The 24,634-nt window shown below is 71.2% G+C and carries 19 protein-coding genes; 5 read left to right on the forward strand and 14 right to left on the reverse strand.

All coding sequences use genetic code 11. The features are described 5' to 3' along the window. Nucleotides 1-94: 94 nt before the first annotated feature. From AC1DS4_RS09860 to AC1DS4_RS09895, 8 genes are all read right to left on the reverse strand, one after another. On the reverse strand, nt 95-826 hold the full coding sequence (locus AC1DS4_RS09860; RefSeq protein ID WP_477623219.1) for a hypothetical protein: 732 nt from the start codon (nt 824-826) through the stop codon (nt 95-97). Then, nucleotides 819-1,403, reverse strand: a complete 585-nt coding sequence (locus tag AC1DS4_RS09865; protein ID WP_477623218.1) for an RNA polymerase sigma factor — start codon at nt 1,401-1,403, stop codon at nt 819-821. Before AC1DS4_RS09865 ends, AC1DS4_RS09860 begins: the two co-directional genes overlap by 8 nt. A gap of 116 nt (nt 1,404-1,519) precedes the next feature. Next, nucleotides 1,520-2,317 (reverse strand): DUF1295 domain-containing protein, encoded by a 798-nt coding sequence (locus tag AC1DS4_RS09870; RefSeq protein ID WP_477632424.1) that lies wholly within the window; start codon nt 2,315-2,317, stop codon nt 1,520-1,522. After that, nucleotides 2,317-3,630: a class I SAM-dependent methyltransferase gene (locus tag AC1DS4_RS09875; protein ID WP_477632423.1), complete on the reverse strand. Its 1,314-nt coding sequence runs from the start codon at nt 3,628-3,630 to the stop codon at nt 2,317-2,319. Before AC1DS4_RS09875 ends, AC1DS4_RS09870 begins: the two co-directional genes overlap by 1 nt. Then, nucleotides 3,627-4,964: a class I SAM-dependent methyltransferase gene (locus AC1DS4_RS09880; protein ID WP_477632422.1), complete on the reverse strand. Its 1,338-nt coding sequence runs from the start codon at nt 4,962-4,964 to the stop codon at nt 3,627-3,629. Before AC1DS4_RS09880 ends, AC1DS4_RS09875 begins: the two co-directional genes overlap by 4 nt. Then, nucleotides 4,961-5,692, reverse strand: coding sequence for a DUF1365 domain-containing protein (locus AC1DS4_RS09885; protein WP_477632421.1), 732 nt, complete (start codon nt 5,690-5,692; stop codon nt 4,961-4,963). The genes AC1DS4_RS09880 and AC1DS4_RS09885 overlap by 4 nt, the downstream gene beginning before the upstream one ends. Further along, nucleotides 5,689-7,068: an NAD(P)/FAD-dependent oxidoreductase gene (locus AC1DS4_RS09890; RefSeq protein WP_477646031.1), complete on the reverse strand. Its 1,380-nt coding sequence runs from the start codon at nt 7,066-7,068 to the stop codon at nt 5,689-5,691. Before AC1DS4_RS09890 ends, AC1DS4_RS09885 begins: the two co-directional genes overlap by 4 nt. A 65-nt stretch (nt 7,069-7,133) precedes the next feature. After that, nucleotides 7,134-8,351 (reverse strand): heparan-alpha-glucosaminide N-acetyltransferase domain-containing protein, encoded by a 1,218-nt coding sequence (locus AC1DS4_RS09895; RefSeq protein WP_477632419.1) that lies wholly within the window; start codon nt 8,349-8,351, stop codon nt 7,134-7,136. 123 nt (nt 8,352-8,474) lie between these two features. On the opposite strand from AC1DS4_RS09895, the gene AC1DS4_RS09900 reads away from it, so the two are divergent. Further along, a complete protein-coding gene (locus AC1DS4_RS09900; protein ID WP_477623211.1) occupies nt 8,475-9,524 on the forward strand; it encodes a MerR family transcriptional regulator in 1,050 nt (349 codons plus the stop codon). A gap of 138 nt (nt 9,525-9,662) precedes the next feature. Here AC1DS4_RS09900 and AC1DS4_RS09905 read toward each other — a convergent pair whose 3' ends face one another. Beyond that, entirely contained in the window at nt 9,663-11,921 is a 2,259-nt protein-coding gene (locus AC1DS4_RS09905; protein ID WP_477632418.1) for a DEAD/DEAH box helicase, read from the reverse strand. 434 nt (nt 11,922-12,355) lie between these two features. Here AC1DS4_RS09905 and AC1DS4_RS09910 point away from each other — a divergent pair, with 434 nt between their 5' ends. Together AC1DS4_RS09910 and AC1DS4_RS09915 are read left to right on the forward strand one after the other, a co-directional pair. Next, a complete protein-coding gene (locus AC1DS4_RS09910; protein WP_477632417.1) occupies nt 12,356-13,264 on the forward strand; it encodes a cation diffusion facilitator family transporter in 909 nt (302 codons plus the stop codon). A 223-nt stretch (nt 13,265-13,487) separates the two neighbouring features. Beyond that, complete coding sequence (locus tag AC1DS4_RS09915; protein WP_477632416.1) at nt 13,488-14,771, forward strand: nuclease-related domain-containing protein; 1,284 nt, start codon at nt 13,488-13,490, stop codon at nt 14,769-14,771. Nucleotides 14,772-14,912: 141 nt separating this feature from the next. On the opposite strand, the gene AC1DS4_RS09920 is transcribed toward AC1DS4_RS09915, so the two are convergent. The 3 genes from AC1DS4_RS09920 to AC1DS4_RS09930 all read right to left on the reverse strand — a co-directional run bounded on the left by AC1DS4_RS09920 (nt 14,913) and on the right by AC1DS4_RS09930 (nt 20,532). After that, on the reverse strand, nt 14,913-16,448 hold the full coding sequence (locus AC1DS4_RS09920) for an MFS transporter (protein WP_477615906.1): 1,536 nt from the start codon (nt 16,446-16,448) through the stop codon (nt 14,913-14,915). Nucleotides 16,449-16,617: 169 nt separating this feature from the next. Further along, nucleotides 16,618-19,365 carry a helix-turn-helix transcriptional regulator gene (locus AC1DS4_RS09925; RefSeq protein WP_477632415.1) on the reverse strand — a complete coding sequence of 916 codons (2,748 nt, stop codon included), beginning with the start codon at nt 19,363-19,365 and terminating at the stop codon, nt 16,618-16,620. A 303-nt stretch (nt 19,366-19,668) separates the two neighbouring features. Then, the gene (locus AC1DS4_RS09930; protein WP_477632414.1) at nt 19,669-20,532 is read right to left on the reverse strand and encodes a CPBP family intramembrane glutamic endopeptidase; all 864 of its coding nucleotides are present in this window, start codon (nt 20,530-20,532) and stop codon (nt 19,669-19,671) included. Between the two features lie 157 nt (nt 20,533-20,689). On the opposite strand from AC1DS4_RS09930, the gene AC1DS4_RS09935 reads away from it, so the two are divergent. After that, nucleotides 20,690-20,953 carry an SHOCT domain-containing protein gene (locus tag AC1DS4_RS09935; RefSeq protein ID WP_477623204.1) on the forward strand — a complete coding sequence of 88 codons (264 nt, stop codon included), beginning with the start codon at nt 20,690-20,692 and terminating at the stop codon, nt 20,951-20,953. A gap of 18 nt (nt 20,954-20,971) precedes the next feature. Here AC1DS4_RS09935 and AC1DS4_RS09940 read toward each other — a convergent pair whose 3' ends face one another. Together AC1DS4_RS09940 and AC1DS4_RS09945 are read right to left on the reverse strand one after the other, a co-directional pair. Next, nucleotides 20,972-21,937, reverse strand: coding sequence for an NAD(P)-dependent alcohol dehydrogenase (locus AC1DS4_RS09940; RefSeq protein ID WP_477632413.1), 966 nt, complete (start codon nt 21,935-21,937; stop codon nt 20,972-20,974). 44 nt (nt 21,938-21,981) lie between these two features. Next, nucleotides 21,982-22,746, reverse strand: coding sequence for an HD domain-containing protein (locus tag AC1DS4_RS09945; RefSeq protein WP_477632412.1), 765 nt, complete (start codon nt 22,744-22,746; stop codon nt 21,982-21,984). A 316-nt stretch (nt 22,747-23,062) separates the two neighbouring features. On the opposite strand from AC1DS4_RS09945, the gene AC1DS4_RS09950 reads away from it, so the two are divergent. After that, the gene (locus AC1DS4_RS09950; RefSeq protein WP_477632411.1) at nt 23,063-24,445 is read left to right on the forward strand and encodes an alpha/beta fold hydrolase; all 1,383 of its coding nucleotides are present in this window, start codon (nt 23,063-23,065) and stop codon (nt 24,443-24,445) included. The last annotated feature ends 189 nt before the right edge of the window (nt 24,446-24,634 follow it).

Consider the following 24,634-nt stretch of genomic DNA (forward strand, 5'->3'; position numbering starts at 1 on the left):
CCTGCGAACGCGGGATGGTGGCTGCCCCGCGGAGTGCGGGGCAGCCACCGGGTCAGGTGTGCTCAGTGGGGGTGCGACTCACCGTTCCTGCGAGTCAGTGGCCGTGCGAGCCGCCGCCACGCTCCGAGGAAGGAGCCTGAGCGCCGTCGCCCTGGTCGTCCCCGCCCTGCTGGTCCTCACCCTGATCGTCGTCGTTCTCGTCAGCGTCGTCGCCACTGGTCGGGTGGGCCTTCGGGGTGTGCTCGGCGTGGTGGTCGACCTCGCCACCCCCGCGGACGTCGGCGTGCTCGTCGTCGCTGCCGACACCGTCATGGTGGTTGGCCGAGGCGATCGGGTTGGCCGTGTGCGTCGAGGTGCCCTCGTCGCCCGCGTCAGTGGTCTCGGACTCCTCGGACTCATCCGTGGCCGTCTCGGTCTCGGTGGAGTCGGTCTCGGTCTCGGTCTCGGTCTCGGTCGACGACGTCGTCGTGGTGGTGTCGCTCGGGTCGTCCTGCTGCACCTGCGCCGGCTCACGGTCCTGGCCGCCACCGGTCGCGGCCACGGCGGCGCCACCGAGGGCTGCGAGGGCGAGGGCGGCGCCGACGGCCACGGCGACGCGGCCGGCACGGCGAATGGGAAGTCGGACAACGGTCACGAGTTCACTCCTTGAGTGGGGGGTGGCGCCCGGGCCCTGACCGGCGGGGTCGTCGAAGAACGCCAGCAGCTCGGGGCTGGGCTCCACCGGCCCGTGGGACGCCATGGCGCGCAGCGACTCGACGGCGGAGGCCGCCGGGTCGCTCGCGGGCAGGTGCAGTCCGCTGGGGCTGGTGTCTTCGGGCTCAGGCATGTCGGGGGTTCAATCGCGCAAGGGCGTCCCAGGGATACGGCTCTGGCGAAAGCTTTCGCCGCAGGCGTGACAGCGCCCGGTGCTGCAGCGACTTCACGGCGCCGAGGTCCTTGCCGAGGACGGCCGCGGTGTCCTCGAGGCTGAGATCGGCCACCACCCGGAGCGTGAGCACGGCTCGCTGGTCCGGAGTGAGGGTGTCCAGCACCTCGACCACCCGCTCCTGCGCGATCAGGGCCAGCGCCGCGCTCTCGGCAGACGGCACTGCGGGGTCTGCTCCCGCCTCGTCCAGGGACAGCCACGACCCACGGCGCGCCCGCTGCCGGTGCCAGTCCACCTGCCTGCGGTGGGCGACGGTGAAGACCAGGGCGCGGAAGGCTGCGCCCCCGCCCGAGAATCGACCCACCTGCCGGAACACGGCGAGGAAGACCTCGCTCGTGACGTCCTCGGCGTCGGGGACGCCGTGCGAACGGAGGTAGGCGGCCACGCGGGGGGAGAGTTCTTGCCACAGCTGCCCGAAGGCGGCACGGTCACCAGCCCTCGCCGCGGCGACGGTGGCGTCCATGTGGGCTTCGTCCACTGGCCTCCACCTCCGCTCGACCCGGTTCCGTGGCTACTTGCTCGCCAACCGAGGACAGTAGCCGCTCGGATCCGGGTTTGCGCGTGTTTGGCCCCGAGTGGTCCTGTCTGACGTCGTCAGCGTCGGGATGGGCGTCGGGGTGGGCGCGGCAGGAAGTAGCTGGTGCGTTGCTGGTACTCGGCGTAGCCGGGCCGTTCGGCCATGTGCTGCTCGAGGAGCCGGGCCCCGGTCGCGAAGACGAGGAAGTAGGTCATCGCCACGGGAGACAGCGCGGTGAGGACGCCCGGCCAGGCGCTGGCCGCGACCAGCCAGATCCCCCACCAGACGCACGAGTCACCGAAGTAGTTGGGGTGCCGGGTCCAGGACCAGAGGCCGCGGTCCATGACCTTCCCCTTGTTGGCAGGGTCGGCCTTGAAGTCCTTCAGCTGCTTGTCCCCCAGCGACTCGAAGGTGACTCCCACGAACCAGACCAGGAGTCCCAGGACCGCCACGGGGACCACGCCCCGGCCACTGGCCGCGCTGACCTGGATGGGGAGCGAGACGAACCACACCGCGAGCCCCTGGATTGCATACACCTTGCGGATGGCCACCCACGTGGGGTTGCCCTTCTCCTGCGCCAGCATCTGCGCGTAGCGCGGGTCCTCGCCCTTGCCGCTGTTGCGCCGGTGCATGTGCCACGCCAGCCGCAGGCCCCAGACGGACACCACGAGGAGCAGGGCCAGGCGACGCCAACCAGCGCCGTCACCGACGACGGCCGCAACGGCAGCCACGACGACGAAGCCCAGCCCCCACGTCGTGTCGACGACGCTGACCCGGCCCTGTCGGTGGCCCTCGACCGCGGTCACCGCCATGAGCAGCACCACGGCGAGCAGCGAAAAGGCCGTCACCACAAGGAAGTTCGAGGTCTCGAACATCATGACCACTGCGCCGGACGCACCGGCTCCAGCTGGGACTCTCCGTGGTCGGGCCGCACGGCGAGGATCTGGTCGACACCCATCCGGCCGTCGCGGAAGGCCATCGCCCCACCGACGAGGTAGAGCCGCCAGACGCGGGCCACCTCCTCGCCGACGAGGGCGACGACCTGGTCGAAGTTGCCCTCGAAGGTGCGGTGCCACGCGGCCACCGTGCGAACGTAGTGCTCGCGCAGGGCATGCACGTCGCGCACCTCAAGACCCGAACTCTCAATGAGGTCAACGGTTTCGCCCACGGGATGCATGTGCATGTCGGGGGCGATGAAGGACTCGATGAAGGGCCCTCCACCGGGATGGCGCCCACGGCGGGACATCTGCTGCACGAGCACGCGCCCACCGGGACGGACGCGGGCGTGCAGCACCGCGGCATACGTCGCGTAGTTGCGTTGCCCCACGTGCTCGCCCATCTCCAGGGACACGACGGCGTCGAAGCCTTCGTCGGGCACCTCGCGGTAGTCCTGGAGCCGGATCTCCACGCGATCCTGCAGTCCCCGCTCGGCGATCCGCGCGTCGATGAACTTCTTCTGCTCGGCCGCGATGGTCACCCCGGTGACCTGCGCGCCGAAGTGCTCCGCGGCATACAGGCTCATCGAGCCCCAGCCACAGCCGACGTCGAGCAGGGTCGACCCGGGGCGCAGACCGAGCTTGTGCCCGACGAGCTCGAACTTGTCGCGCTGCGCGTCCTCGACGGTGTAGTCGGCTGCGGTGGAACGCCAGTAGCCACACGAGTAGGCCAGGTGCGGGTCGAGGATGAGGCGGTAGAAGTCGTTGGAGAGGTCGTAGTGGTGGTGGATCGCCTGACGGTCGCGTCCGACGCTGTGCAGCCGTCCCTTCAGCACCGCCTGGCTGGCGGGTGCCGGCAGCGGAAGCCCGAGCGCGCCGGCTCCCCGGGCGACCTTGAGCACCGCGGCGATGGCCGCAGGCGAGGGACGTATGCCGCTGAGCCGGCGCTGCTGCGCCACGGACCACACGTGCGTGAGGGCAGCGTCGAGGTCGCCCTCGACGTCGAGCTCACCGGTGACGTAGGCCTGGGCCGCCCCGAGCTCACCGGGGTGGCGCAGGAGCCGGCGCAGGGCGCGCGGTGAGCGGATGGTCACGTGCGGCGCGTCGGCGGGGCCGGCCTCGCTCCCGTCCCATGCCGTGAGGCGCACGGGCAGGTCGCCGCCGACGAGCGGCGCCAGCGCCGTGGCGAGCTCGGCCGCGACGCCGGATGCCTTGCTGACAGTGGGGTTCTCGACCCGGTAGACGGTCGTCATCGGTCGCCCTCGCGCTCCAGCACCAGCTGCTGGACGTCGAGGTAGCCCGAGCGGAAGCCCGCCCGCGAGTACTCGAGGTAGAAGTGCCACATGCGGTCGAACACCTCGTCGAACCCCAGCTGGCGCACCCGGGCGAGCGAGGCCAGGAAGCGCTCGTCCCACAGCCGCAGCGTCTCGGCGTAGTGCTGCCCGAAGGACAGCCGTTCGCTGACGTGGAGTGAGGTGTGCTCGCGGTTGACGTCGACGATCGCCTCGGTCGAGGGCAGGAAGCCGCCGGGGAAGATGTACTTGTTGATCCACGTGTAGGTGTACTTCGTGGCCATCATCCGGTCGTGCGGCATGGTGATCGCCTGGATGGCGACCTTGCCGCCGGGGGCCAGCACGCTGTCGATCTTGCGGAAGTACTCGCCCCAGTACTGGTGCCCGACCGCCTCGATCATCTCGACCGACACGACGGCGTCGAACTCACCCTCGACGAGGCGGTAGTCCAGCAGCTCCACCGACACGGCGTCGCTGAAGCCGGCTGCTGCGATGCGCTCGCGGGCCAGCGCCTGCTGCTCACTCGAGAGGGTCACAGACAGGACGGTGGCGCCCCGGGCCGCAGCCCTGATCGCGAGCTCACCCCAGCCCGTGCCGATCTCCAGCACGCGGGTCCCTTCCGCGACCCCGGCGGAGTCGAGCATGCGGTCGACCTTCTGCCGCTGGGCGTCAGCGAGCTGGTCCCAGGTGGGCGCCAGGGCTGGGGTGCTGGTGGTGACCCGCTCCCCCGCGACCGGGCGGCCGGACTGCTCGTCACCGGCGAAGAGGGCCGAGGAGTAGCTCAGCGTGGCGTCGAGGAAGGTGGCGAACATGTCGTTGGACAGGTCGTAGTGCCGGGCGATGTTGGTGCGCGTGTTCTGCGTCGTGTTCCGCTCGGTGTGCGGCGCCCGGGCGACGTAGAAGGCGCGGAGCTTCTGCAGGGGCTCGGGGATCAGGGTGCCCATCTGGGCGGCGAACACCTCGAGCAGGCCGCCGAGGTCGTCGGCGTGCCAGTCGCCGGCCATGTAGGACTCGCCGAAGCCGATGAGGCCCCCCGCCCCGAGCGCTGCGAAGAACGCGTCCGGGCGGTCGAGGACCATCAGGGGTGCCTGCGGGTCGGTGGCGGCCCCGCCCACGATCGCCTCGCGACCGAGCTGGATGCGGACCGGCAGTCGCCGGGCCGCGGACAGGAAGATGCGGCGGGCGACGGCGCCCTCGACGGCTTGGCGCACCTTGGCGCGCCGGGCGGTCAGGTCGGGCCAGCGGCTGGCGTCGATGGCAGGCCGGGTGGACAGGCCTGCGGTGGCGGTGGTCACTGGACTGCCTCCTGGTGGTGGGAAGGGCGTGGCTGCACCGGCAGGCGGCGCAACCACAGGCGGATGCCGTGCCAGCGGATTCGCGCTGCGACGGCAAGGGGTTCGAGTGGTTGGGTCAGGGCGAGCCTCACGACCGTGCTCGTCCGCACGGGCAGCGCCCGTCCGCGCAGGCCGGCCACGAACGGGTCCTGGCCGGGACGGTCGAGGACGACGCGCACGTGGACCTTGTCGCGGGGCATCGGGATGGTCAGCCGATAGCTGCCGGACACGTCGTTGAACGGGCTGACGTAGAGCGCCTTGTCGACCTCGGCGTGACCGTTCTCGTCGGAGTTCACGAGGTAGGCGTGCCGGTCGCCGTAGGTGTTGTGGACCTCGACGACGTTGCAGGCGAGCCGGCCGTCCGCCGTGTGGCACCAGTAGACGCTGATCGGGTTGAACACCGTACCGAGGACGCGGGGCATCGTCAGCATGAGGATCTGACCGCCGCCGAGGTCCACGCCCTGGGTGGCGAGGAAGGTGTCCAGGTTCTCGCGCAGGCTGCGCTCCGGCGCGCCGAGGTGGTCACGCGACTCGAAGCTGGCGAGCCCCCCGAGCATGCCCAGGCGCGGCAGGTCGTCCAGGTCGACCAGCCAGGTGTGGCTGCGGTTCGTGAACCGGTGCCGGACCGGCGACGTGCGCGTGTGGATGATCGAGGTCGCATAGATGCGCGTCGAGGGCGAGGCCTTCATCGAGCACCCACGTCCTCGAGGTCGGCGACCTCGACGGCGATCTCGCTGTCGACGGCGTCAGTGGCGGCGTCAGCAGTGGCGGCGTCACCCGCGGCGTCAGCGGCGGCGGCCCAGGGGACTCCGAGGGCAGCGGCCGCGGCAACGCCCGAGCGCGCGCCGTCCTCGTGGAAACCCCAGCCGTGGTAGGCGCCGGCGAAGGCGACCCGACTGGTGTTGATCTCGGGCAGCCGGCGCTGTGCTGCAACGGATTCCGGCGTGTAGAGCGGGTGTTCGTAGTGCATGGTGTCGATGACCAGGCCCTGGTCCACGCAGTCCACGCCGTTCAGGGTGACGAGGAAGCGACGGTCCGCCACGTCGAGCCGCTGCAGGCGGCTGAGGTCGTAGGTGACCAGCACGCCGGTCCCCTCCGCCCCGGCTCGACGCCAGTAGTTCCACGACGCACGCGCCCCGGTGGACCTGGGCAGCACCGACTCGTCCGTGTGCAGCTGGGCGACGTTGGTCGAGTAGCGGATCGCGCCCAGGACGTCGCGTTGTCCCTGCGACGGCTCGGCCAGCATGGCCAGCGCCTGGTGCGGGTGGGCGGCGATCACCACGGAGTCGAACGTCTCGCTGAGGCCCTGGGCGTCCGTCACGACGACCCCGTCAGGAGTCTCGACGACGGAGCGCACCGGGGTCGAGAGCCGGATGTCGGCGATCCCGGCGGCCAGCGCCTCGACGTAGCGCTGGGAACCGCCGGTCACGGTGCGCCACGTCGGCGAGCCGAAGACGGTGAGCATCCCGTGGTGGTCGAGGAACTCGAAGAGGTAGCGGGCCGGGTACTGCAGCGAGTCCGACGGGTCGCACGACCAGACGGCTGCCACGACCGGCTCGAGGAAGTGGCGGGTGAAGTAGGCGCTGAAGCCACAGCGCGCGGCAAAGGAACCGAGGGTCTCGTCGCGGCCCGCGTCGGTGGCTTCGCGGGCAAGCACGCTCCGCGCCTCGCGGTGGAACTTCTTCACCTCCGTGAGCATGCGCAGGTAGGCCACATCGGTCAGGTTGCGCACCCGCGGGAACAGGCCTCGGGCGGCCCGCGCCCCGGCATACTCCAGGCCTGTCTCGTCGTCGCGCACGGACATGCTCATGTCCGACTCCTGCGTCGCGATGTCGAGCTCCGCGAACAGGCGCAGCAGGGTGGGATACGTGCGGTCGTTGTGCACGATGAAGCCGGTGTCGACGCCGATCGTCCGGCCGTCCACCTGCACCTCGTGGGTGTCGGCGTGGCCGCCGAGGCGGGCGTCGGCTTCGTACAGCGTCACCGGGCCGCGCGTGCTCAGCACGTGCGCAGCAGCGAGTCCGGCGATCCCGCTGCCGATGACGGCGCGGCGTGGTGCAGACATGGTGGTCCATCCGTTCTGGGTGACGGGTCGACAGTGATTCGGCGCGCCCGACCCGGTGGATTGGGTCACCGCCGCGGTCGCCGGTATGCCGCTGGGCTGGGTGCCCGGTCCGGCTCGCCCAACGGCGCCGCCGCGGCGCGGGAGAGGTGGGACACCACGGTCTCGAGCGGGCCCCGCAGGGGGATCAGGGCCAGGACCGCTCCGATGCCCAGGACGATGAGCACCTGGTCGTCGTAGCTGTCGGGAGTCTCGAGGTCAGGCCACCAGCCGCGTCCCATCAGGAGCACGTGGAGGGTGTAGAGGCTCAGGGTCATGGCGCCCGCGCCGAAGGCCGCCGCCCACACTCGGGGCTGGACCCTCGTCACGAGCAGACACAGACCGAGCACGGCCATCGCGCTCCCGATGGTCTGAGCGAGGTCGAGGGGCGTGCCGGAGTGCGGCGCCACCGTGGCGAGCCACCACCACGACCCCGTGGGCGTCGTGCCGTGCAGGCCATGGGTGAGGACAGCGTGCAGGGCGGCCGGGTCCGAGCCGACCGACGCGTCGGGATAGGTCGATGCGAGCGCGGCTGCGGCGTCCGGGCGGGCCAGAAGCGCCCTGGAGACCACGGTCGCCGCCACCGCCAGCACCACCCCGCCTGCGAGGAGCCACACGTCAACTCCCTTGCGTCGCAGGTCGACTCGGCCCATCGCCATCCCGGCGAAGAGGTAGGCGAGCCACACGACGGCCGGGTAGTAGCCGACGAGGAGGAGCTCGTTGAGCAGCAGGTGGGGTGACATCAGGGCCGCCGGCGTGGGGCTGCCGACGACGTGTTCCGGCAGGTGCGGCCGCACCACGAGGGAGGCGGCGGGCGCCACGAGGGCCCAGAGGACGGCGAGCGCGGCCAGGGCAGGGGCCCGCAGCCCGAGGAAGGGCAGGCCGAGCAGGAACAGCACGGCGTAGAACGCCAGGATCACCGCGATGCCCGAGGGCACGAGTCCCAGCAGGAGGCCCAGCGCGCCGATGAAGAGGGCACGGACGACGAGGCGGATGGACGCGGCATACCGGGCACGTCCTCGCACCGGCCTCGTGCGCCCGCTGACCAACGCCACGCTGACTCCGGCGAGGACGGCGAAAAGGGCCGACGCACGTCCTCCCGCCAGCTGCTGTGGCCACGGGACGTGGGTGCCCTCGATGCCGGGGAGCATGTGGGTCGCCATCATCCCGAGGAGCGCGAGCGCTCGTGCCACGTCGACGCCGACGATCCGGCCCGGCGCCACCTGCGGCAGGACCGGCTCGCTCATGGCGACATCCTGTCACCGGGACGGCGACGATCGGCGATTGTTGTCCATGGTTTGCACAACGATTTCGCCCTGCTCGGGGCCGATCCGGGACGCCGCCCACCCGCGGTGTGGGACGCTGCCAGCGTGTACACGATTGGGCACGCAGCTCGCCTGACCGGCGTACCGTCCGCCACCTTGCGCGCCTGGGAGCGGCGCTACGGCCTGGTCACACCGGTCCGCACCGAGGGTGGCTACCGGCTCTACGACGAGCGTGGGCTGCAGCTGCTCCGGGCGATGGCCGCCCTGGTCGCCGCTGGCTGGTCGCCGCGCCAGGCGGCGGAGCACCTGCGCTCCGACGGCAACGACTCCCCCGACGACGAGCAGCACCAACCGTGGGAGGCGTACCTCACCGACACCGACCAGGTCGGCACCGACGGGGCCGAGAGCGCGCCGGGTTCCAGGGGCGCCAAGGCGTCCAAGGGCTCGAAGGGTTCCAAGGCGTACGACGCGGGCGGGGACCACGAGGGCGCGGGACCGGCCCCGGACCCGGACGCACCGGTGACGCGTGGAGCCTGGGATGTCACCGCGCTCGCCCGAGGGGCGGCCGAGATGGACCCAGCAGCCGTGGGCGCAGCTGTGGACCGGGCGTTCGCGGCGGGAAGCCTCGAACAGGTCGTGGACACCTGGCTGATGCCCGCCCTCCAGATGCTCGGGGACCAGTGGAAGGCCGGGCGCGTGGACGTCGCCGGGGAGCACGTCGTGAGCGCCACCCTGCACCGCAAGCTGGGAGCCGCGATGGAGGCCACTCCCCCGGCGTCGGGCGGCCCACGTGTCGCCGTCGGCCTGGCCCGCGGGTCACACCACGAGCTCGGCATCCTTGCCTTCTCCGTCCTCCTGCGCCGCGCGGGGGTCGAGGTCGTCTACCTCGGCGCCGACCTGCCCGCGCAGCACTGGGTGGCCGTCGTCAAGCACCACGACCCCAGCGCCGTCGTCATCGGGGTCCCGACCGCGACCGACGTCCTGGCCGTGCGGGAGACCGTGGCGGCCCTCCACGCCGCCCGGCCGCGCCTCAGCGTGCACGTGGGCGGAGGCGCCCAGTTCGAGGTGGGTCAGGGCACCATCGCCCTGGGCCACGCCGTGACGGCGGCAGCCCACGGCCTGGCCGAGGGGCTGCGCACCGCCGACGCCGGCTGACACCACCCGGCATACCTCTGCATCTGTGGGAAGTGAAACGTCCTGCCGTCAGGTCCGGTCGGGATGACCGCCTCGGTCAGGGGCGGCCAGGTCACGCAGGACCGTTGGCCCGCCCAGTGTCTCGTCGACCGGACGCGGTCACTGAGTGGCCGACATCTCGCTCGTTGAGAACAGGTCAATGGTCGGAACCGGCGCCGCGGCCTCGTGCGCGAGCGCCGTGGTCAGGAGGTCGTCGTCGGGCCCTTGCTCCGTGACTTCGTCAAGCCCTGCGTCGACCTCGAGCTCGGCGGCCAAGGCGTCGGTGAGCAGCGCCACGAGAGCCTCGAGCTGCACGTCCGCTGAGGAGCCGACCTCCTCGTCGGAGCCGTCGAGGGCCCGCGCCGCGAGGCCCGCCTTGCTGTCGATCAGCTGCGCGATCTTGGCGTCGATCGTCTGGGCGGCGATGATCCGCCAGGCGGTGACCGGCTCGTCCTGACCGATGCGGTGGACCCGGTCGATGGCCTGGGTCTGCTCGGCGGCGGTCCACGACAGCTCGGCCAGCACCACGTTGGAGGCGACCTGCAGGTTGAGTCCCACCCCGGCGGCCGTGAGGGAGCAGACGACGATGGCGACGTCGGGATCGTTGACGAAGGCGTCGATGTTGGCCTTGCGCACCTTGGGGGTCTGGTCGCCGCGGATCGAGGAGTACCTGACCCCTCGCCGGGCGAACGTCTCCTCGGCGACGTCCATGACGTCGATGTGCTTGGCGAAGAACACGACCTTGCCGACGCTCCGGGCGAGCTGTCCCGCGTAGTCGGCGGCGAGCCCGGCCTTGGCCTGACCGATCCGGCGCATCACGGTGAACACGTTGTCGCCGGACTTGGCCTTGCTGCCCTCCTCTCGCTCCCAGGTCGCCACCCGGCGCACGAGGTCGTGGTCGATGCCTTCGACGACGACTCCGGACGTGCGGGCTTCGAGTGCGGCGCGGTAGCGCTTGACGAGGCGACGCGCGAGCTCCTGCTCCGCGGCCCGGATCGACCGTCCGGCATCGTCGTCGAGCTCGACCGGCAGGTCTGCCACGCGGCGGGCGGGGATGTCGGCGGCCACGTCGACCTTGCGACGACGGACGATGCCGAGGTCGATGACGCTGGTGCGCGCGGCGGCGTAGAAGCCGGAGTCGGCCGGGGTCAGACCGGTCTCCTCGAGGGCGGCCATCAGCGCGTGCCGCGGCTTCTTCTCCTCGATCCAGCCGAGGAACTGCCAGATGGCCTTGAAGTCCTCGATGTCATTGATGAGGGGGGTGCCGGTGAGGGCCATGAGCAACGGGTTGGGGGTGCGGGTGCGGATCCGCTCCGCGAGCTGCAGGACGTGCTGAGAGCGCTGCGAGGTCTTGTTCTTGATGAAGTGCGCCTCGTCGACGACCATCCCCCGGAACCCGAGGTCGCCGAGCCATCCGACGTGGCGGTCGAGGACCTCGTAGTTGACCACGACGATGTCGGCGAAACCGTCGATGTTGTCACCGTTGCCGTGGATCACGGTGGCGGGGTGGCCCGGGGTCCAGAGCTCGGCCTCGTGGGCCCAGTTGGCCTTGACCACGTTGGGCACGACGACCAGCAGCGGGTAGGCGTTCGCGGCCTGGGCGGCCAGCAGCGCCTGCGCCGTCTTGCCCAGACCGGGTTCGTCGGCGAGCAGGAAGCTGCGGTGCCCGGCTGCCGCAGCCGCGACGACCTGGCCCTGGTGGTGCATGAGCTGGAGCTCACCGGCCCCACGCAGGACGCTGACCGGCTCCGGCAGGGACATGCAGGACGAGTCCCCGCCGTACTCGAAGGCCCTGAAGAGCGGACCGAGGAGCTCCCAGCTGGCCAGCCGACCCGTCGTGGGCTTGCGAGGCGCGACGGCGCTGAAGTCGGGAGCGAGGAACGGGTTGGCGAGCTGCCGGGCGACGACCGACTGCGGCACCGCGCGACGCTCGGCTGGCGCAGCCGTGCCCGCAGCTGGCTCCGGCTCGGCCTCTTCAGGCTCCGGCTCCAGGCCGGCGGCCCGCACCATGTCGCGCCGCAGGTCCGCGGCAGTCTGGCTGACGACGGCGTCCTCGGCGAGCAGGGCGAGCAAGGAGGTGTCCCTCGCTGCGGTCTTGGCCAGGATCGTCGCGACACCGTCGAGCCGCTTCAGCTGGGCCTCACGCTCGGCCGTGGTAGCGGTGGCGTCGGCCTTGACCCGGGCGCGCTCCTCACGCACCAGGAGGCCGATGACCTGGAACTTCACCCGTCCGGCGGGCTTGACGCGGCCTCGCTGTGCGTCGGCCTCGACCTCGCGCACGGCGCGCGCCAGCACGGGGATGATCCCCTCGTTGTCGAGGGGGCGACCGCGTCGCTGGGTGCGCTGGGCGCCGGACTGGCGCTGGCCTCGCTGAGCCAAGAACTCCTCCTCAGGATGCCCGCGACGAGCGGGCCGAGCGGAACGACATGTGCAGCGCAGTCGCGCGGCCGGGGCGGTGTGGGACGCCGAACCGAGCGGACCCGGAGGACCGCCTGCTCCGCGGTATGCGGTGCTGGAACAGATCGGCGCGCCGACCCCGACGGCTCGCCCACGCATGCAACCGACGACCACGGATCGAGGTCCGCCAGGCTTCGAGCTCAGTAGTTGCCAGAGCTGCGGTGTTGCCAGAGTTGCGGTACGGCCGGGAGCCGGAACAGGTCGATAGTACCTCCCGGTGCGGGCGCGCGGCGAACGCCGTGCCGTCGACACGGCATACCGTCCAGCACCGGGCCCGGCTCGCGCGCGGTGACGTACGATCGGGACATGCGCTGCGTGAGCGAGCCCACCGCAGCCTCCGGCGCTGACGTGACGTCGTGAGCGGCCACTCGCACGGTCCCCCGCACGGTCACCCGGGCGCGGCCCACCGCTGGCGGCTGCGCACCGCGTTCGTCCTCGTGGCCGGCTTCTTCGTCGTCGAGCTGGTCACCGGGCTCGTCTCCGGGTCCTTGGCGCTGCTCAGCGATGCCGGTCACATGGCTGCCGATGTCGTCGCGCTGGGAGCGGCGCTCGTCGCGACCCGGATAGCGGCACGACCCGACACCACCGGTCGACGGACGTTCGGGTCCTACCGTGCCGAGGTCTTCGCCTCCGGGCTGGCGGTCCTGCTGATGCTCGGTGTCTCCGCCTACATCGGCCTCGAGGCGATCCGGCGGGTCGGCGCGGGGGTCGAGATCTCATCGGGGCCGCTGCTCGTCGTCGGATCGGTCGGACTGGTCGTCAACCTGGTCTGCCTGACGCTGCTGCGCGGCGGCGCCGCGGAGTCCTTGAACATCAAGGGCGCCTACCTCGAGGTGGTGGCCGACGCGCTTGGTTCGGTGGGCGTCATCGCCGCCGGCGTCCTGGTCGCCGCGACCGGGAGCGCGTGGTGGGACACCGGGATCGCGCTGGCCATCGCGTCCTTCGTGGCCGTCCGGGCGGTCATGCTGGGCCGTGAGGTCATGGTGGTCCTCGGGCAGCACGCCCCGGCGGGCATGGACGCCGACACCGTTGCCGCGGCCCTCGCCGGCGTCCCCGGGGTGCGCGACGTCCACGACCTGCACGTCTGGACCTTGACCTCGGGCATGAACGTCGCGACCGCCCATCTGGTCACCGCGGAACACGCCGACTCGCACGGGGTGCTGGACCAGGCCATGCAGGTGATGCGAAGCCAGTTCGGTGTCGAGCACGCCACCCTGCAGGTCGAGCCGGACACGCACACCGGCTGCAAGGAAGTTACCTGGTAGCGGTGGGGCCTGAGGGACGGAAGAGACAATGAGCCCTTGGCGCCGCGTTATTGTACGGCGGCGCTTGGCCCAGCACGAGGGAATTGGGCAAGTCCTTACCTGATTCGTCCAAACGTATACGAGTGCCGTACCCAAATCTGCCCAGATCGAACGCAAACACACGCGTGGTGATGCTGTCGGGTGCCACATTGGCAATCTCGAACCCAAGGGGGTAGGCGCCATGGTGCCTGAGATTGTCAGATTGGAACGCGCCGGTGTGTGCGGCTGTGGGGAGCTCGTCGCTGCGGGCGAGCGGGCAGGGTATGTCCCGCCGCAGGAGCGAGTCGTGTGCCTGACCTGCCTGGCGAACGAGCCAGCCGGGCGCGAACACCGTGACGCCCCACGGGCGAGCTCCGCCGTGCTGCCTGCGAGCTGGACCGCGGACGAGCTGGTCATCGCGGCGACGCTGGAGGCCCTCCGCGGCGGGTCGGCACCCACGCGGCGCTCCTCTGCGCCCGACATCCTCCACGTGCCGACCGAGTGGTCGTCGACCCCGCTCTCCCGGCCGGCTCCCCTCGAGGGGACGGACGCGGCGCCGCCCGAGCAGCTGATCGTCCTGCCGCGGCGCAAGCCCCGGGTCGAGCCCGCGCCGGATGCCGACCTCGTCGGCCCCGCGGTCGCGGCACCCACGGCGTTCCTCGCGCGGCCACGCCCGTCGGCTCCGCCAGCGGCCCCGCCTGCCACCCCGCCTGCAGCCTCGCCGGTTGCCCCGGCTGTCACCTCGGCTGTCACCCCGGCCGCCCCGGCTGTCCCCCCGCCTGTCAGTCCGGCCGTCACCTCAGCTGCCGCCCCGTCGGTCGCCGAGAAGATCGCGGAGACGCAGACGCGCCGGTCACGGCACGAGGCTGCCGCGGCGCAGGACCTGAGCATGCCGGCCGCGGCGCCCCGCCGGCGGGCAGGTCTGTTCAGCCGCCTGATGACGGTGCGAACCTTCCGGACCCAGCAGGCCCAGCCACGGGTCAGCAAGTCGCACGCGGCAGTGCGCACCCTCCTGGAGGCCGCTGACGCCAAGGGCGTGGTGTCTCTGCACAACCGGCGGGTGCCGGGTCGCCGTGGCCCCATCGAGCACATCGCGGTCGGCGCCAGCGGTGTCTACGTCATCGATGCGCTGCACTTCAAGAACGCCTCCATCGAGGTGCGTCCGGCGGCCGAGTCCGACGCCGACACCGACGACCTCGTGGTCGGAGGTCGGGTCATGACCGCAGCCGTCAGGGCGGTGGCTCAGCGCGTCGAGGTGCTGCGACTGATCCTGCTCGCCGCGGGAATCGACGATGTGCCGGTGACCGGGGCCCTGTGCTTCGTCGACGGCCTGCTGCCCCTGGCAGTGGCCGACCTCGAGGTCGGCGGGATGCACGTGCTGCGGCCCAGCGGCCTGACCGCCCTGGTGGCCGGGCCGGGCCAGTACGACGAGCGAGACCGCGAGACGCTGCGCCAGTTCCTGGCAGAGCGGCTGCCCGCGGTGGCGTGAGGCCTGCAGGTGGTGGCATGACTCCCGCAGGGAGGAAGTCATGCCATCAGGGCACTGCCCAGCCACGCGGCATACCTGCACCACGTGGCACAGGAGAAGGCCCGGACCAGTGGTCCGGGCCTTCTCTCACAGCACGACGGCTCAGTGGTGCATGTGCATTCCTGCGCCGCCCTCGACGCGGGTGGCGGGCATCCTCAGGTAGGCGAAGGCGGCGAGCACCATGGCGATGCCTGCGGCTGCGAGGAACCCGCGACCGAACCCGTTCACGACGCCGGCCGCGCTGGCCAGGCTGCCGGCCGTGCTGGCGACGGCGGACAGGACGGCAACGCCCAGGGCGGCACCGACCTCGTGTCCGGTCATGAGGAACCCGGACGCCAGACCGGCGTGCTGGGAGGGGATGCCAGCCATCGCCGTCACGGACACTGGGGCGAAGACCATGCCGACGCCCAGGCCGATGATGGCCAGGCCGGGCAGGACGCCGGTGGCGAAGGCGGAACCGGCTGACGCCTGCGCGAGCAGGACCGCACCACCAGCCACGACGACGAGACCGATGGCCGCGATGGCACGCGGAGTGCCGTGAGCCATGGCGTGCCTTGCCACGACGGTGCCAAGAGTGATGGCCAGGGCGAACGGGACGAACGCGACGCCTGCCCGGATGGCGGAGTAGCCCATCACGGTCTGGACGAAGATGGAGGCCAGGAATACGGTCCCGACCAGGATGCCGGTGACGCCGAGCATGACCGTGGTGCCGGACACGAGCGACGTCACCTTCCACGTGTGCGGCGGGACGAGCGGGTTCGCGGCCTTGTTCTCCCGGACCTTGAACGCGACCGCGAGGACCGCCGAGACGGCGAACGCGACGAGTACCCGGGCGGAGAGCCAGCCGTGCTGTTCGGTGGCGCCGAGCCCGTAGATGAGGGCGGCGAGGCTGCCGATGACGGTGACGGCACCCGCGACGTCGAACTGCTTGAGGGTGACCCGCGAGGTCGTGGCGGCGGGGATGACCTTGAGGCCGATCAGAAGTGCGGCGGCGCCAATGGGGGCGTTGATGAAGAAGATGGTCTGCCAGCCGGCCCAGGTGGTGAGGGCACCGCCGAGCAGGACTCCGGCGGCGACGCCGAGCGACCCCACGGCACCCCACAGCGTGAGTCCGAGGCGGCGCTGCGCTCCGGAGTACGTGGTCATGATGATGGACAGCGCGGCCGGGGTCATCAGGGCAGCGGACAGCCCTTGGCCGGCGCGCGCGGCGATGAGCTCGGTTGCGCTGCCAGCGAATCCGCTGACGATGGACGCGATGGTGAAGATGGTCAGTCCCGTCAGGAACACCCACTTGCGCGACAGCAGGTCCGCGATGCGGCCACCGAACAGCAGCCCGCCACCGGACATCATCAGGTACGCGGTGACGACCCACTGCATGTCGGACCCGTCCAGGTGCAGGTCGCGTCCGATGGACGGTAGGGCGGTGTTGACGACGGAGATGTCGAGGACGACGAGAATCTGGGCGGCGAGGGCCAGGGCCAGGACGACCCAGGACTTGCGCGGGCCGTCGTCCGGGTCCCCGTGTTGGGCGGGGGTGGGTGCGTGCTCGTGGTGGGTGGTGCTGGGGGTATGCGGTGTGGGTGCGGTGGGCGTGGGAGTGTGGACCGCGAGCGGTTCGGCGGCGGGCTTGGCGTGCATGACAACTCCTTGGGCGGTGTCGGTGAAGCTCTGCTTCTGGTCCCACCGCCGAGGTTGCGATGGTGACACCTACCGTCGTCGGAGTGCCGAGGGTTCACGCCGGTCAAATGGCCGGGATGTGCAGGGACAAGCCGGGGTGCGGTTCCCCCGAGCCGGACGGCGTCTAGCGTCAGCTGAAGTCGAGCTGGGCGAGCTCAGTGCGCGAGCTGACGCCGACCTTGGTGAACACGTTGCGCAAGTGGAAGGCGACGGTGCGGGGTGACACCCAGCACTGGGCGGCGACGTCCTTGTTCGACAGCCCGGTGCTGACCAGCTGGGCGACCTTGAGCTCCATCGGCGTCAGGTCCAGCAGGGTGGACGGGTCGCGTTTGCGGGCGGTTTCGCCGGAGGCGCGGAGCTCTTGGGTGGCGCGCTCGACCAGCGGGGCGGCGCCCAGGTCGGTGAAGGTCTCCAGCGCTGCCCGCAGGTGGGTGCGTGCATCGACGCGGCGGTTGGTGCGGCGCAGGAACTCTCCGTAGGCGAGCTGTGTGCGCGCGAGGTCATACGGGCGTGCGGCGCGTCGGTAGTGGTCGACTGCCCGCTCGAACGCCGCGGTCGCGTCGGCAGGGTCGGAGGTTGTCAGGGCGCGGCCCAGCTCGACGGCACCGAGAGCCCATGGGTGCCCGGTCCCGGTGGCGAACGGGGCGAGCTCGTCCACCCACGCGAGAGCCTGGGCGGTGTCGCCGGCGCGGACGGCTGCTTCGAGTCGGTCGACGACTGCCAACCGGTGGAGGGCTGGGACTCGCATTCCGGACAGGTGGTGCAGCGCTGCTGCCGCATCGCCTTGGGCTGCGGCGTGGGTGCCCTTGGCCCATCGGGTGACGTCGTGCGTTGGGCCGGTCATGATGCCCAACGGGTGAGCGGCTGCGACGTCCTCGAGGACAGCAAGGTGCTGGTCGAAGTCGTCGTTGCCGGTGAGTGCAGCCAGCAGGGTCAGACAGGCCAGTGGTGCAGCAGTCAGGGTGGGTTGGCCGACGCTACGCGCCAAGGTCAGAGCTTCGTCGACCGATCTGCGCATGAGGGTCCACGGCCCGGTCGGGAACTGCCCGAACATGAGCCGTTCCAAGGCGTAGAGGACGACCATGCCGGCACCGGCCTCGCGGGCCGTGGCCACCATGGCGGAGTAGTAGAAGCGAGCGCCTTCGTCATGGCCCAGGTGCAGTGCGGTGTTGCCGAGGTTGCCCATCACGTCCAGGTCCTCGACCTCGCGTCCAGCCTGAAGGGCCTGCTCGAGGGCGGGGGCGGCGCGGGCCCAGTCCTGGTCGCCGGACGCGGTCAGGGTGGCGAGCAGGAGTCGCAGGCAGGTGGTGCGCGGGGTGTCCTGTTCGGTCGGGGTCAACAGTCGGGTCAGGACGTCCGTGCCAAGGGTGGCTCCGCTGTCGGCGCCGTAAGTGCGGTTGAGGGCGGCGGCGCATGCCATCTCCAGGGCGCGTCCGGTGTCGTGGTCGGCGACGGTTCGGGCCGCGACGGTGAAGATGCGATGGGCGTCGACGGCGGATCCGACGTTGACCTCGATGCGGGCCCGGAGCCGGTCGATGTCTGCGCGCTGTAACGGGTCAGAGGCGAGGTCACGAGCTGAGGAGGCGAGGGTGCGCGCGCGGACCGCTTGCCCGGCCGCCCACGCGGTGCGCGCGGCTCCGAACAGACGGGTGGCGCGGTCCGGCTCGCTGACGGTGAGTGCGGCTGAGCGTTCGAATGCGTCGGCGGCAGCGAGGTGACCGCCGCGTTGCTCGGCCCGCACTGCGACGTCGTGGAGGGCGTCGGCGACGTCGACGTCGGGTCCGTCGGCGGCCGCGGCGCGGTGCCAGGTGGCGCGGTCCGCGTCGTCGGCGCCAACTGCCTCCGCCAGAGCGCGGTGCACCTGTCGCTGTTCGTAGCTGGTGGCTGCCTGGTACACGGCCGATCGGACCAACGGGTGCCGCACCGACACGGTGTCGCCGGTGATGGTCACCAGGTTCGACCTCTCGGCGTCCGTCCACGCGGTCGCGTCGACGCCGAGGGTGGCTGCTGCTTGGCGGACGGTGGCGACTCTGCCCGTGGCATCGGCGGCGGCGACCAGCAGCAGCGTCTGGACTTGTTCGGGTAGGCGACGGCACCGGTCGAGGAACGCGCGTTCGACACCGGCGGTCAACGTGAGCTGTTGCGGCAGCGGCTCCTCGCCGTGCAGCTGGGCGGAGGTGAGCCCGGTGGGCAGTTCGAGCAGGGCCAGCGGGTTTCCTCCGGTGTCGCGGACGAGGCGTTCGGCGACGCCACCGGGCAGTGGGTCGCCGCCGCGTTCGTCGAGGAGCTGGCGGGCCGCCGTGTCGTCGAGACCTCGGACCTCGAGGACGGGCAGCCCCGGAGCGGCGAACGCTCGTCCGGCCGTGTCACCGGTCCGGGCGGCGAAGACCATGGCGACGGGGTCGGCGGCAAGCTGACGGGCGGCGAACAGCAGCGCGTCCGCGGACGCCGAGTCGAGCCAGTGCGCGTCATCGACCACGCACAGCAGCGGCTGGTCTGGTTCGGCTGCATCCGTCAGCACGGACAGGGTCGCAACACCGACCAGGAACGGCTCCACGGTGGGTCCGTCCTCGAGGCCGAACGCGACCCGCAATGCTCTCGCCTGCGGAGCCGGGAGCCGGTCGAAGTCCGTGACGGGACGCAGCAGGCGGAAAAGCGCGGCATACGGCAAGGGGGACTCGGACTCCACGCCGGCGGTGCGCAGCACCCGCGTTGTCCCACCCTGAGCGGGCTCGCCCACAGCGGTCAGATCGCGCAGCAGGGCGGTCTTGCCAACGCCGGGCTCTCCCAACACCACCAGAACGGCACCGGTTCCCGCGCGCGCTTGGTCCACCAGGGCGGCAAGGTGCGCGCGTTCGGGCTCGCGGCCGTGTAGCACCAGCCGACGGTACCGCCGGGGCGAGCGGCATACCGGCACTTTGACGGGGACGAGACCCGCCACCCAGGGCGCATCGTGGACTCACCGAAGCACACTGTGCCCAAACCGAAGGACTCGCCATGACCTTCCCCACCGTCCCCATGGACTCCAACCATCCTGCTGCGACCAAGCACATCGGCATCCTGCTGTTCGACGACGTCGAAGAGCTCGACGCCGTCGGCCCGTGAGAAATCTTGGCGAGGGCGACCGCCTGATGACCTGGTGATGCAGGGGCACCGCTGACGGACGGCTCGGTGTGCGGCATCAGAGCCCGAGCATGGTGGCGTTGCGGACGGCGTCGATGACGGCGTGCGCCAGCGCTGGACCGCCCAGGTTGCGGGTGCGGCGCCACGCCAACGACAGCCCCACCCCGATTGCGACATGGACGACAACGAGCTCGACGACCATGAGTGGCAGGGGTAAGCCTGAGGAGACCGGAAGGTGCCACAGCCCCCAGAGGGCGGACACGAACACGGCGGACTGCCAGCGGCGTGTGTCACCGTCATGGTGCACGTGCGCGTCGATGGCTCCGCGGAACGCAACTTCCTCGAGCAGGAACGTGGCCGGGTAGTACAAGGCGGTGTACTTGGCCAAGGCGGCGAGGGCAGCCATCGCGGGAAGTGGCGTCCCGGTCGCAACGTGCACCACCCCGTAGACGGTTGCCATGCCCACAGCTCCGACGGCGACGGGCAGGGCCGCCGAGCGGAGGGTGGCACGGAGGGAGCTGGCGCGCAGGGAGAAGGCGGCGGCGACGGCGCCGGCCATGGCGGCCAGGTACCAGCCGAATGTGGTCCAGTCGCCGGCTGTGAACGCCTGTGCTGCGTAGTACCCGGGGGTGATGGCAAGGACGGTTGCCATGGCGGCCCCTTTGCGGTCCAGAGCGAACCGGGTCGTGCCGCCGGCGAACAGCTCGCGCAGCGGGCGGCGGCGCACACCCAGCTGGAACGCGGCGGTCAGCGGGATGCCAAGCAGCAGGTACCCGTTGGAGCTGAGCCCGAGCAGGTATCCGGCGGTTACCCAGGTGGCCACGAACGCGACCGCCTCGATGGCTCGACGCAGGGAGGTGTCCAGACGTTGCCCGCTGGTGGCACGGAGTGGCGTGGTGCTGGGGCTGGTGTGGAGGGTCATGGCCGTCATCTCCGTCCGGAGGCTCAATGCGATGCGGTGCTGTAGGTGGTGTGCACGACTCTTTGCAGCAGGCCCTTCGTCCCTGCCGTCCCATCGGCGCCGGCGCAAAGATGGTGGGAGACCGTTCCGGGAGCGTTCGAGCAGAAGGAGGCCCGCGATGATGTACGACAACGCCGGGTGGGGCTGGTGGCTGATGGGCGCGGTCGGCCTGGTCGTGCTGCTCATCCTCGTGGCCGGAACTGTGGCAGTGGTGCTGGCTGTGCGCCCCCGACCTTGGCAAGCGGGGACGACGACAGAACGGGCGTCGCAGCCTTCCCCTGCGGCTTTGGAGGCGCTTGACGTGCGGTTCGCGCGCGGCGAGGTGGACGAGGAGACGTATCGGCGCAGCCGTGACCTGTTGGTGCGTCCTCCTGGTTGGTGAGGAGTGCGCCGCGCTCGGTCAGATGGTGAGCACGAGCCGTCCCGGTGTTCCTGACTCTTCCAGGGCGGCAACTGCGTTGGCTGCGTCTACGAGCTGGTGGGTCTGGATCTGCGGGGGCTGGACCTTGCCCGCAGCGAGGAGGTCGTTCATGCGCTCGAGGGTGTCGGTGTTCTCCTTGGCGACGAACATTCGCAGCGTTTGGCTGATGAACGGGGTGAGGAGCACGGCGCCGGCCTGGCGTTGGATGCCGCCGACCCATCGGTCGCCTTCGCCGCCGACGATCACGAGCCGGCCACCGGGGGTGAGGGCGCGGCGTAGTCGGCTGGTGGCAGTGCGCCCGAACACGTCGATGATGACGTCGTACGTGCGGGCGCCGTCGGTGAAGTCGGCCTGGGTGTAGTCGATGGCGTGGTCGGCGCCGAGAGTGGTGGCAGTCTGCTGGTTGCGGGGTCCGGTGACTGCGGTGACTTCGGCGCCGGCTGCCTTGGCGGCTTGAACGACGATGGAGCCGACGGCTCCGGTGCCGCCGACGACCAGGACGCGTTCGCCCGGCTGCACCTTGGCGTGGTCCTGGACTGCCTGGAGTGCGGCGAACGTGGCGTAGGGCAGCACGGCGGCTTGCTCGAACGTGAGCTCGGCGGGCTTGTGCGCCATCTTGGTTGGTGACGCGACCACATACTCGGCGTACGTGCCGCGGGCGGCCCCGTAGACCTCGTCGCCGACGGCGAACCCGGTCACGTTCGACCCGATGGCTTCGATGCGTCCGGCGTAGCTGACGCCGGGGACGCGCACTCGCGGGGTTCGCAGCCCGGTTCCGAGCCGCATGAGGTACGGCTGGCCGGTCATGAAGTGCAGGGCGCCGCGGTCGACGCCGGCGGCGACGACTTGGACGAGCACTTTGTTCTCGCCAACTTCGGGGCGGGCGATGTCGTCGAACCGGAGCGAGGAGGCGTTTCCGTAGTGGTCTTGCACGATGGCTTTCATGTCACTGGGTCCTTACTTGCGGGGTGGGTGGTGGGGTGAGGGGTTCATTCGTCGAACGGGGCGAGTGCGATGGCGGCGGTGAACGCGCCGTAGCGGCGTAGGAGGCGAGCGCGGCCCTGTGGGACGCGAGCTGCTTCGTCCGCCCATGCCTGGGTGAAGTACTTCTTGAACCCGTCGCGGGGGTGGTCGCGAACGGTGGCGGTGAGGGTGGCCGCCGGCAGCTGCCAGGTGCGGACGCCCACGACGTCGACACCGGCGCCGGCGGAGAGCAGGTAGGCGACGGGGCCGGCGTCGCGGGTGACGCGGGGGCTGTGGTGCATGGTGATGGCGGTCAGCAGGGTTTCGGTGGCGGCGGTGGACAGGCCGACGTGTTCGGCGACATCTCTGGCGATGCGAGCTGAGGTGAGGGTGAAGTCGTCGCCTCCGTCGGCGAGGACGAGGCCGGTGTCGTGGAGCAGGGCTGCGGCGTACAGGAGCTCGGCGTCGACATCGACTCCTTCGAGCTCGCCGATGGCGCGGCCGAACTGGTAGGTGCGCTGGCTGTGGTTGAGCAGCGGTGTGGGCAGGACCTTGGTGGCGGCGTCGGTGGCTGCCCGCGTCAAGGCCGAGCTCGGGGGAACGAGGCGGGCGGGCGATACGTACGCGTTCCGGCCAGGGTGCAGGTGCGTCAGCAGGGCAAGGCGACCCACGGCGTTGGTGGCCTGGGCGCGGGCGAGGTCGACGAGCAGTCGGCGGGTGTCCGCGGGTTGCAGGTGGCCGCCGGTGCGCATCGTCCACGCGTGCGTTCCCACTCGGGTGTCGGCGTTCATGGTGGCGCTCCTTCTTCACAGCGTTGGTCTGCTTCGAGGTTGACGCAGGAGACGGTTGGTTCGCCCCGGTCAAGTGACCGGGTTCTGCCCCGAGACGTATGCCGGCCTGCAACCGGTGCGGCCGCGGCCCGGGCATCAGGGCGTGGAGGCGACAGTCGCAGGACAGAGGCCGGGAACCCGCCGTCCATGGCGTCGATGACGCACCAAGCAAGGAGCGGCAATCCCGGCCATGTGACCGGGGCGAGCACATCCGTTCACCGCGACCGTGGTGCCTGTGGCCGACCACTCCCGGACGGCCAGGAAAGGGGAAACCGCCATGACCACCACCGCCCGCACCACCCCGACCGACGTCGCGACCAGCTCGTCGGCCACCCGGGTCGGCCCGATGGGCCGCATCACTTTCGTCTCCATGGCCACCGGCGTGGTCGGCGCCGCCGCACTCGTCTTCGGTGTCGTACCGGACGCGTCCGAGGCCCGCGTCATCGGCGCCGCCCTGGTCGCGTTCGCCACCGGGTGGGCCATCCTCGCCTTTCTCACGACGCGCCAGACGACCCGCCCGCAGCGGTGGGCGTACGTGCCCGCCACCGTCATGGCGACCGCCGGCGTCGTGTTGGCAGCAGTCAACCCGGGAGAGCCGACCATGTCCCGCCTCGCGTGGGTGTGGGCGCCTGTCCTGGTGATTGGGGCTGTGTGGATCGAGCGCCGCACCGGCCACGACATCCCTGGCCGCGCCCGCCTGTGGGTCTACCCGGTCACCCTCGCGATGCTCCTGTCCGGTCTCGGCGGCCTGTACCAGGCCACGACCAAGGCACCCAGCACCGAAGCTGGCCCGATGCCGGGCAAGCTCGTCGACGTGGGCGGGTACCGCCTCCACCTGAACTGCACCGGCACCGGCACCGCGGGTGGTCCCACTGTCGTGCTGCTCAACGGTCTTGGTGAGACGTCCCCCTTGTGGGCGCGCGTCCAGCCGGCCGTTGCCTCAACCAGCCGTGTCTGTGCGTACGACCGCGCCGGTCAGGGTTGGAGCGACGACTCCTCGAACCCGGCCGACGCCACCACCGCGGCGACCGACCTGCACAAGCTCCTGGCCGCCGCCGGCGAGAGCGGGCCGTTCGTCCTCGCTGGGCACTCCAGCGGTGGCGTCCACGCCCTCACCTACACCCACCTGTACCCGAACGACGTCTCCGGTGTCGTCCTGCTCGACAGCGCCAGCCCCCGACAGGTCGAGCTCGTGAAGCCGTTCAACGGTGAGTACCAGGTCATGCGCCGCGTCCTCGCCGTTGCACCGACCCTGTTCCGGTTCGGCGTCGGCCACGCCCTCACCGCGATGGGTGGGCCGTCACTGCCCGGGAACGCTGGTGCGCAGGTGGCCGCGTTCACGAACAGCCCTCGAGGGTTCGCGAACACCCGCGCTGACCAGGCCGCGCTGCCCGTCGCGTTCCGTCAGGCCCAGGCACTGACCACCCTCGGGGACACCCCGCTGGTCGTGCTGACTGCGAAGGACAACGTCGACGCCAAGCCGGGCTGGGGCGCCGCCCAGGAAGCGATGGCCGCCCTGTCGACCAACTCCCGCCACACCGTGGAGGACCTGTCCCACGTCGGGCTCCTCACCGACCCGACCGGCGCCGCCCAGACAGTCACCGCCATCACCGACGTCGTGACCGCTACCCGCACCCACGGCCCGCTGCCCACCCGCTGACCCCACAGCGTCCACGCAGCAACCTGAGCTCCCGGTCACCTCAACCCCCTTCCCGGGTGACCGCCGAGGCCCCGCCGCCAACCCCCCTGCACGGCGGCGACGGCCCGGGGAGCGGCCCGCCCCCACCGGGGGGGCCGCTCCGGACCCCAAACCTCGACCGCGCACCACCCAGCGCCAAGCCACGGCGGT

This window comes from Pedococcus sp. P3_C7 (assembly GCF_056402615.1).

Bases quoted from the DNA above. Each gene is read 5' to 3' on its own strand.
- AC1DS4_RS09860 (WP_477623219.1), bottom strand. From the start codon at position 826: ATGCCTGAGCCCGAAGACACCAGCCCCAGCGGACTGCACCTGCCCGCG.
- AC1DS4_RS09870 (WP_477632424.1), bottom strand. From the start codon at position 2,317: ATGTTCGAGACCTCGAACTTCCTTGTGGTGACGGCCTTTTCGCTGCTC.
- AC1DS4_RS09875 (WP_477632423.1), bottom strand. From the start codon at position 3,630: ATGACGACCGTCTACCGGGTCGAGAACCCCACTGTCAGCAAGGCATCC.
- AC1DS4_RS09885 (WP_477632421.1), bottom strand. From the start codon at position 5,692: ATGAAGGCCTCGCCCTCGACGCGCATCTATGCGACCTCGATCATCCAC.
- AC1DS4_RS09890 (WP_477646031.1), bottom strand. From the start codon at position 7,068: ATGTCTGCACCACGCCGCGCCGTCATCGGCAGCGGGATCGCCGGACTC.
- AC1DS4_RS09895 (WP_477632419.1), bottom strand. From the start codon at position 8,351: ATGAGCGAGCCGGTCCTGCCGCAGGTGGCGCCGGGCCGGATCGTCGGC.
- AC1DS4_RS09920 (WP_477615906.1), bottom strand. From the start codon at position 16,448: ATGCACGCCAAGCCCGCCGCCGAACCGCTCGCGGTCCACACTCCCACG.
- AC1DS4_RS09930 (WP_477632414.1), bottom strand. From the start codon at position 20,532: ATGACCCTCCACACCAGCCCCAGCACCACGCCACTCCGTGCCACCAGC.
- AC1DS4_RS09935 (WP_477623204.1), top strand. From the start codon at position 20,690: ATGATGTACGACAACGCCGGGTGGGGCTGGTGGCTGATGGGCGCGGTC.
- AC1DS4_RS09940 (WP_477632413.1), bottom strand. From the start codon at position 21,937: ATGAAAGCCATCGTGCAAGACCACTACGGAAACGCCTCCTCGCTCCGG.
- AC1DS4_RS09945 (WP_477632412.1), bottom strand. From the start codon at position 22,746: ATGAACGCCGACACCCGAGTGGGAACGCACGCGTGGACGATGCGCACC.
- AC1DS4_RS09950 (WP_477632411.1), top strand. From the start codon at position 23,063: ATGACCACCACCGCCCGCACCACCCCGACCGACGTCGCGACCAGCTCG.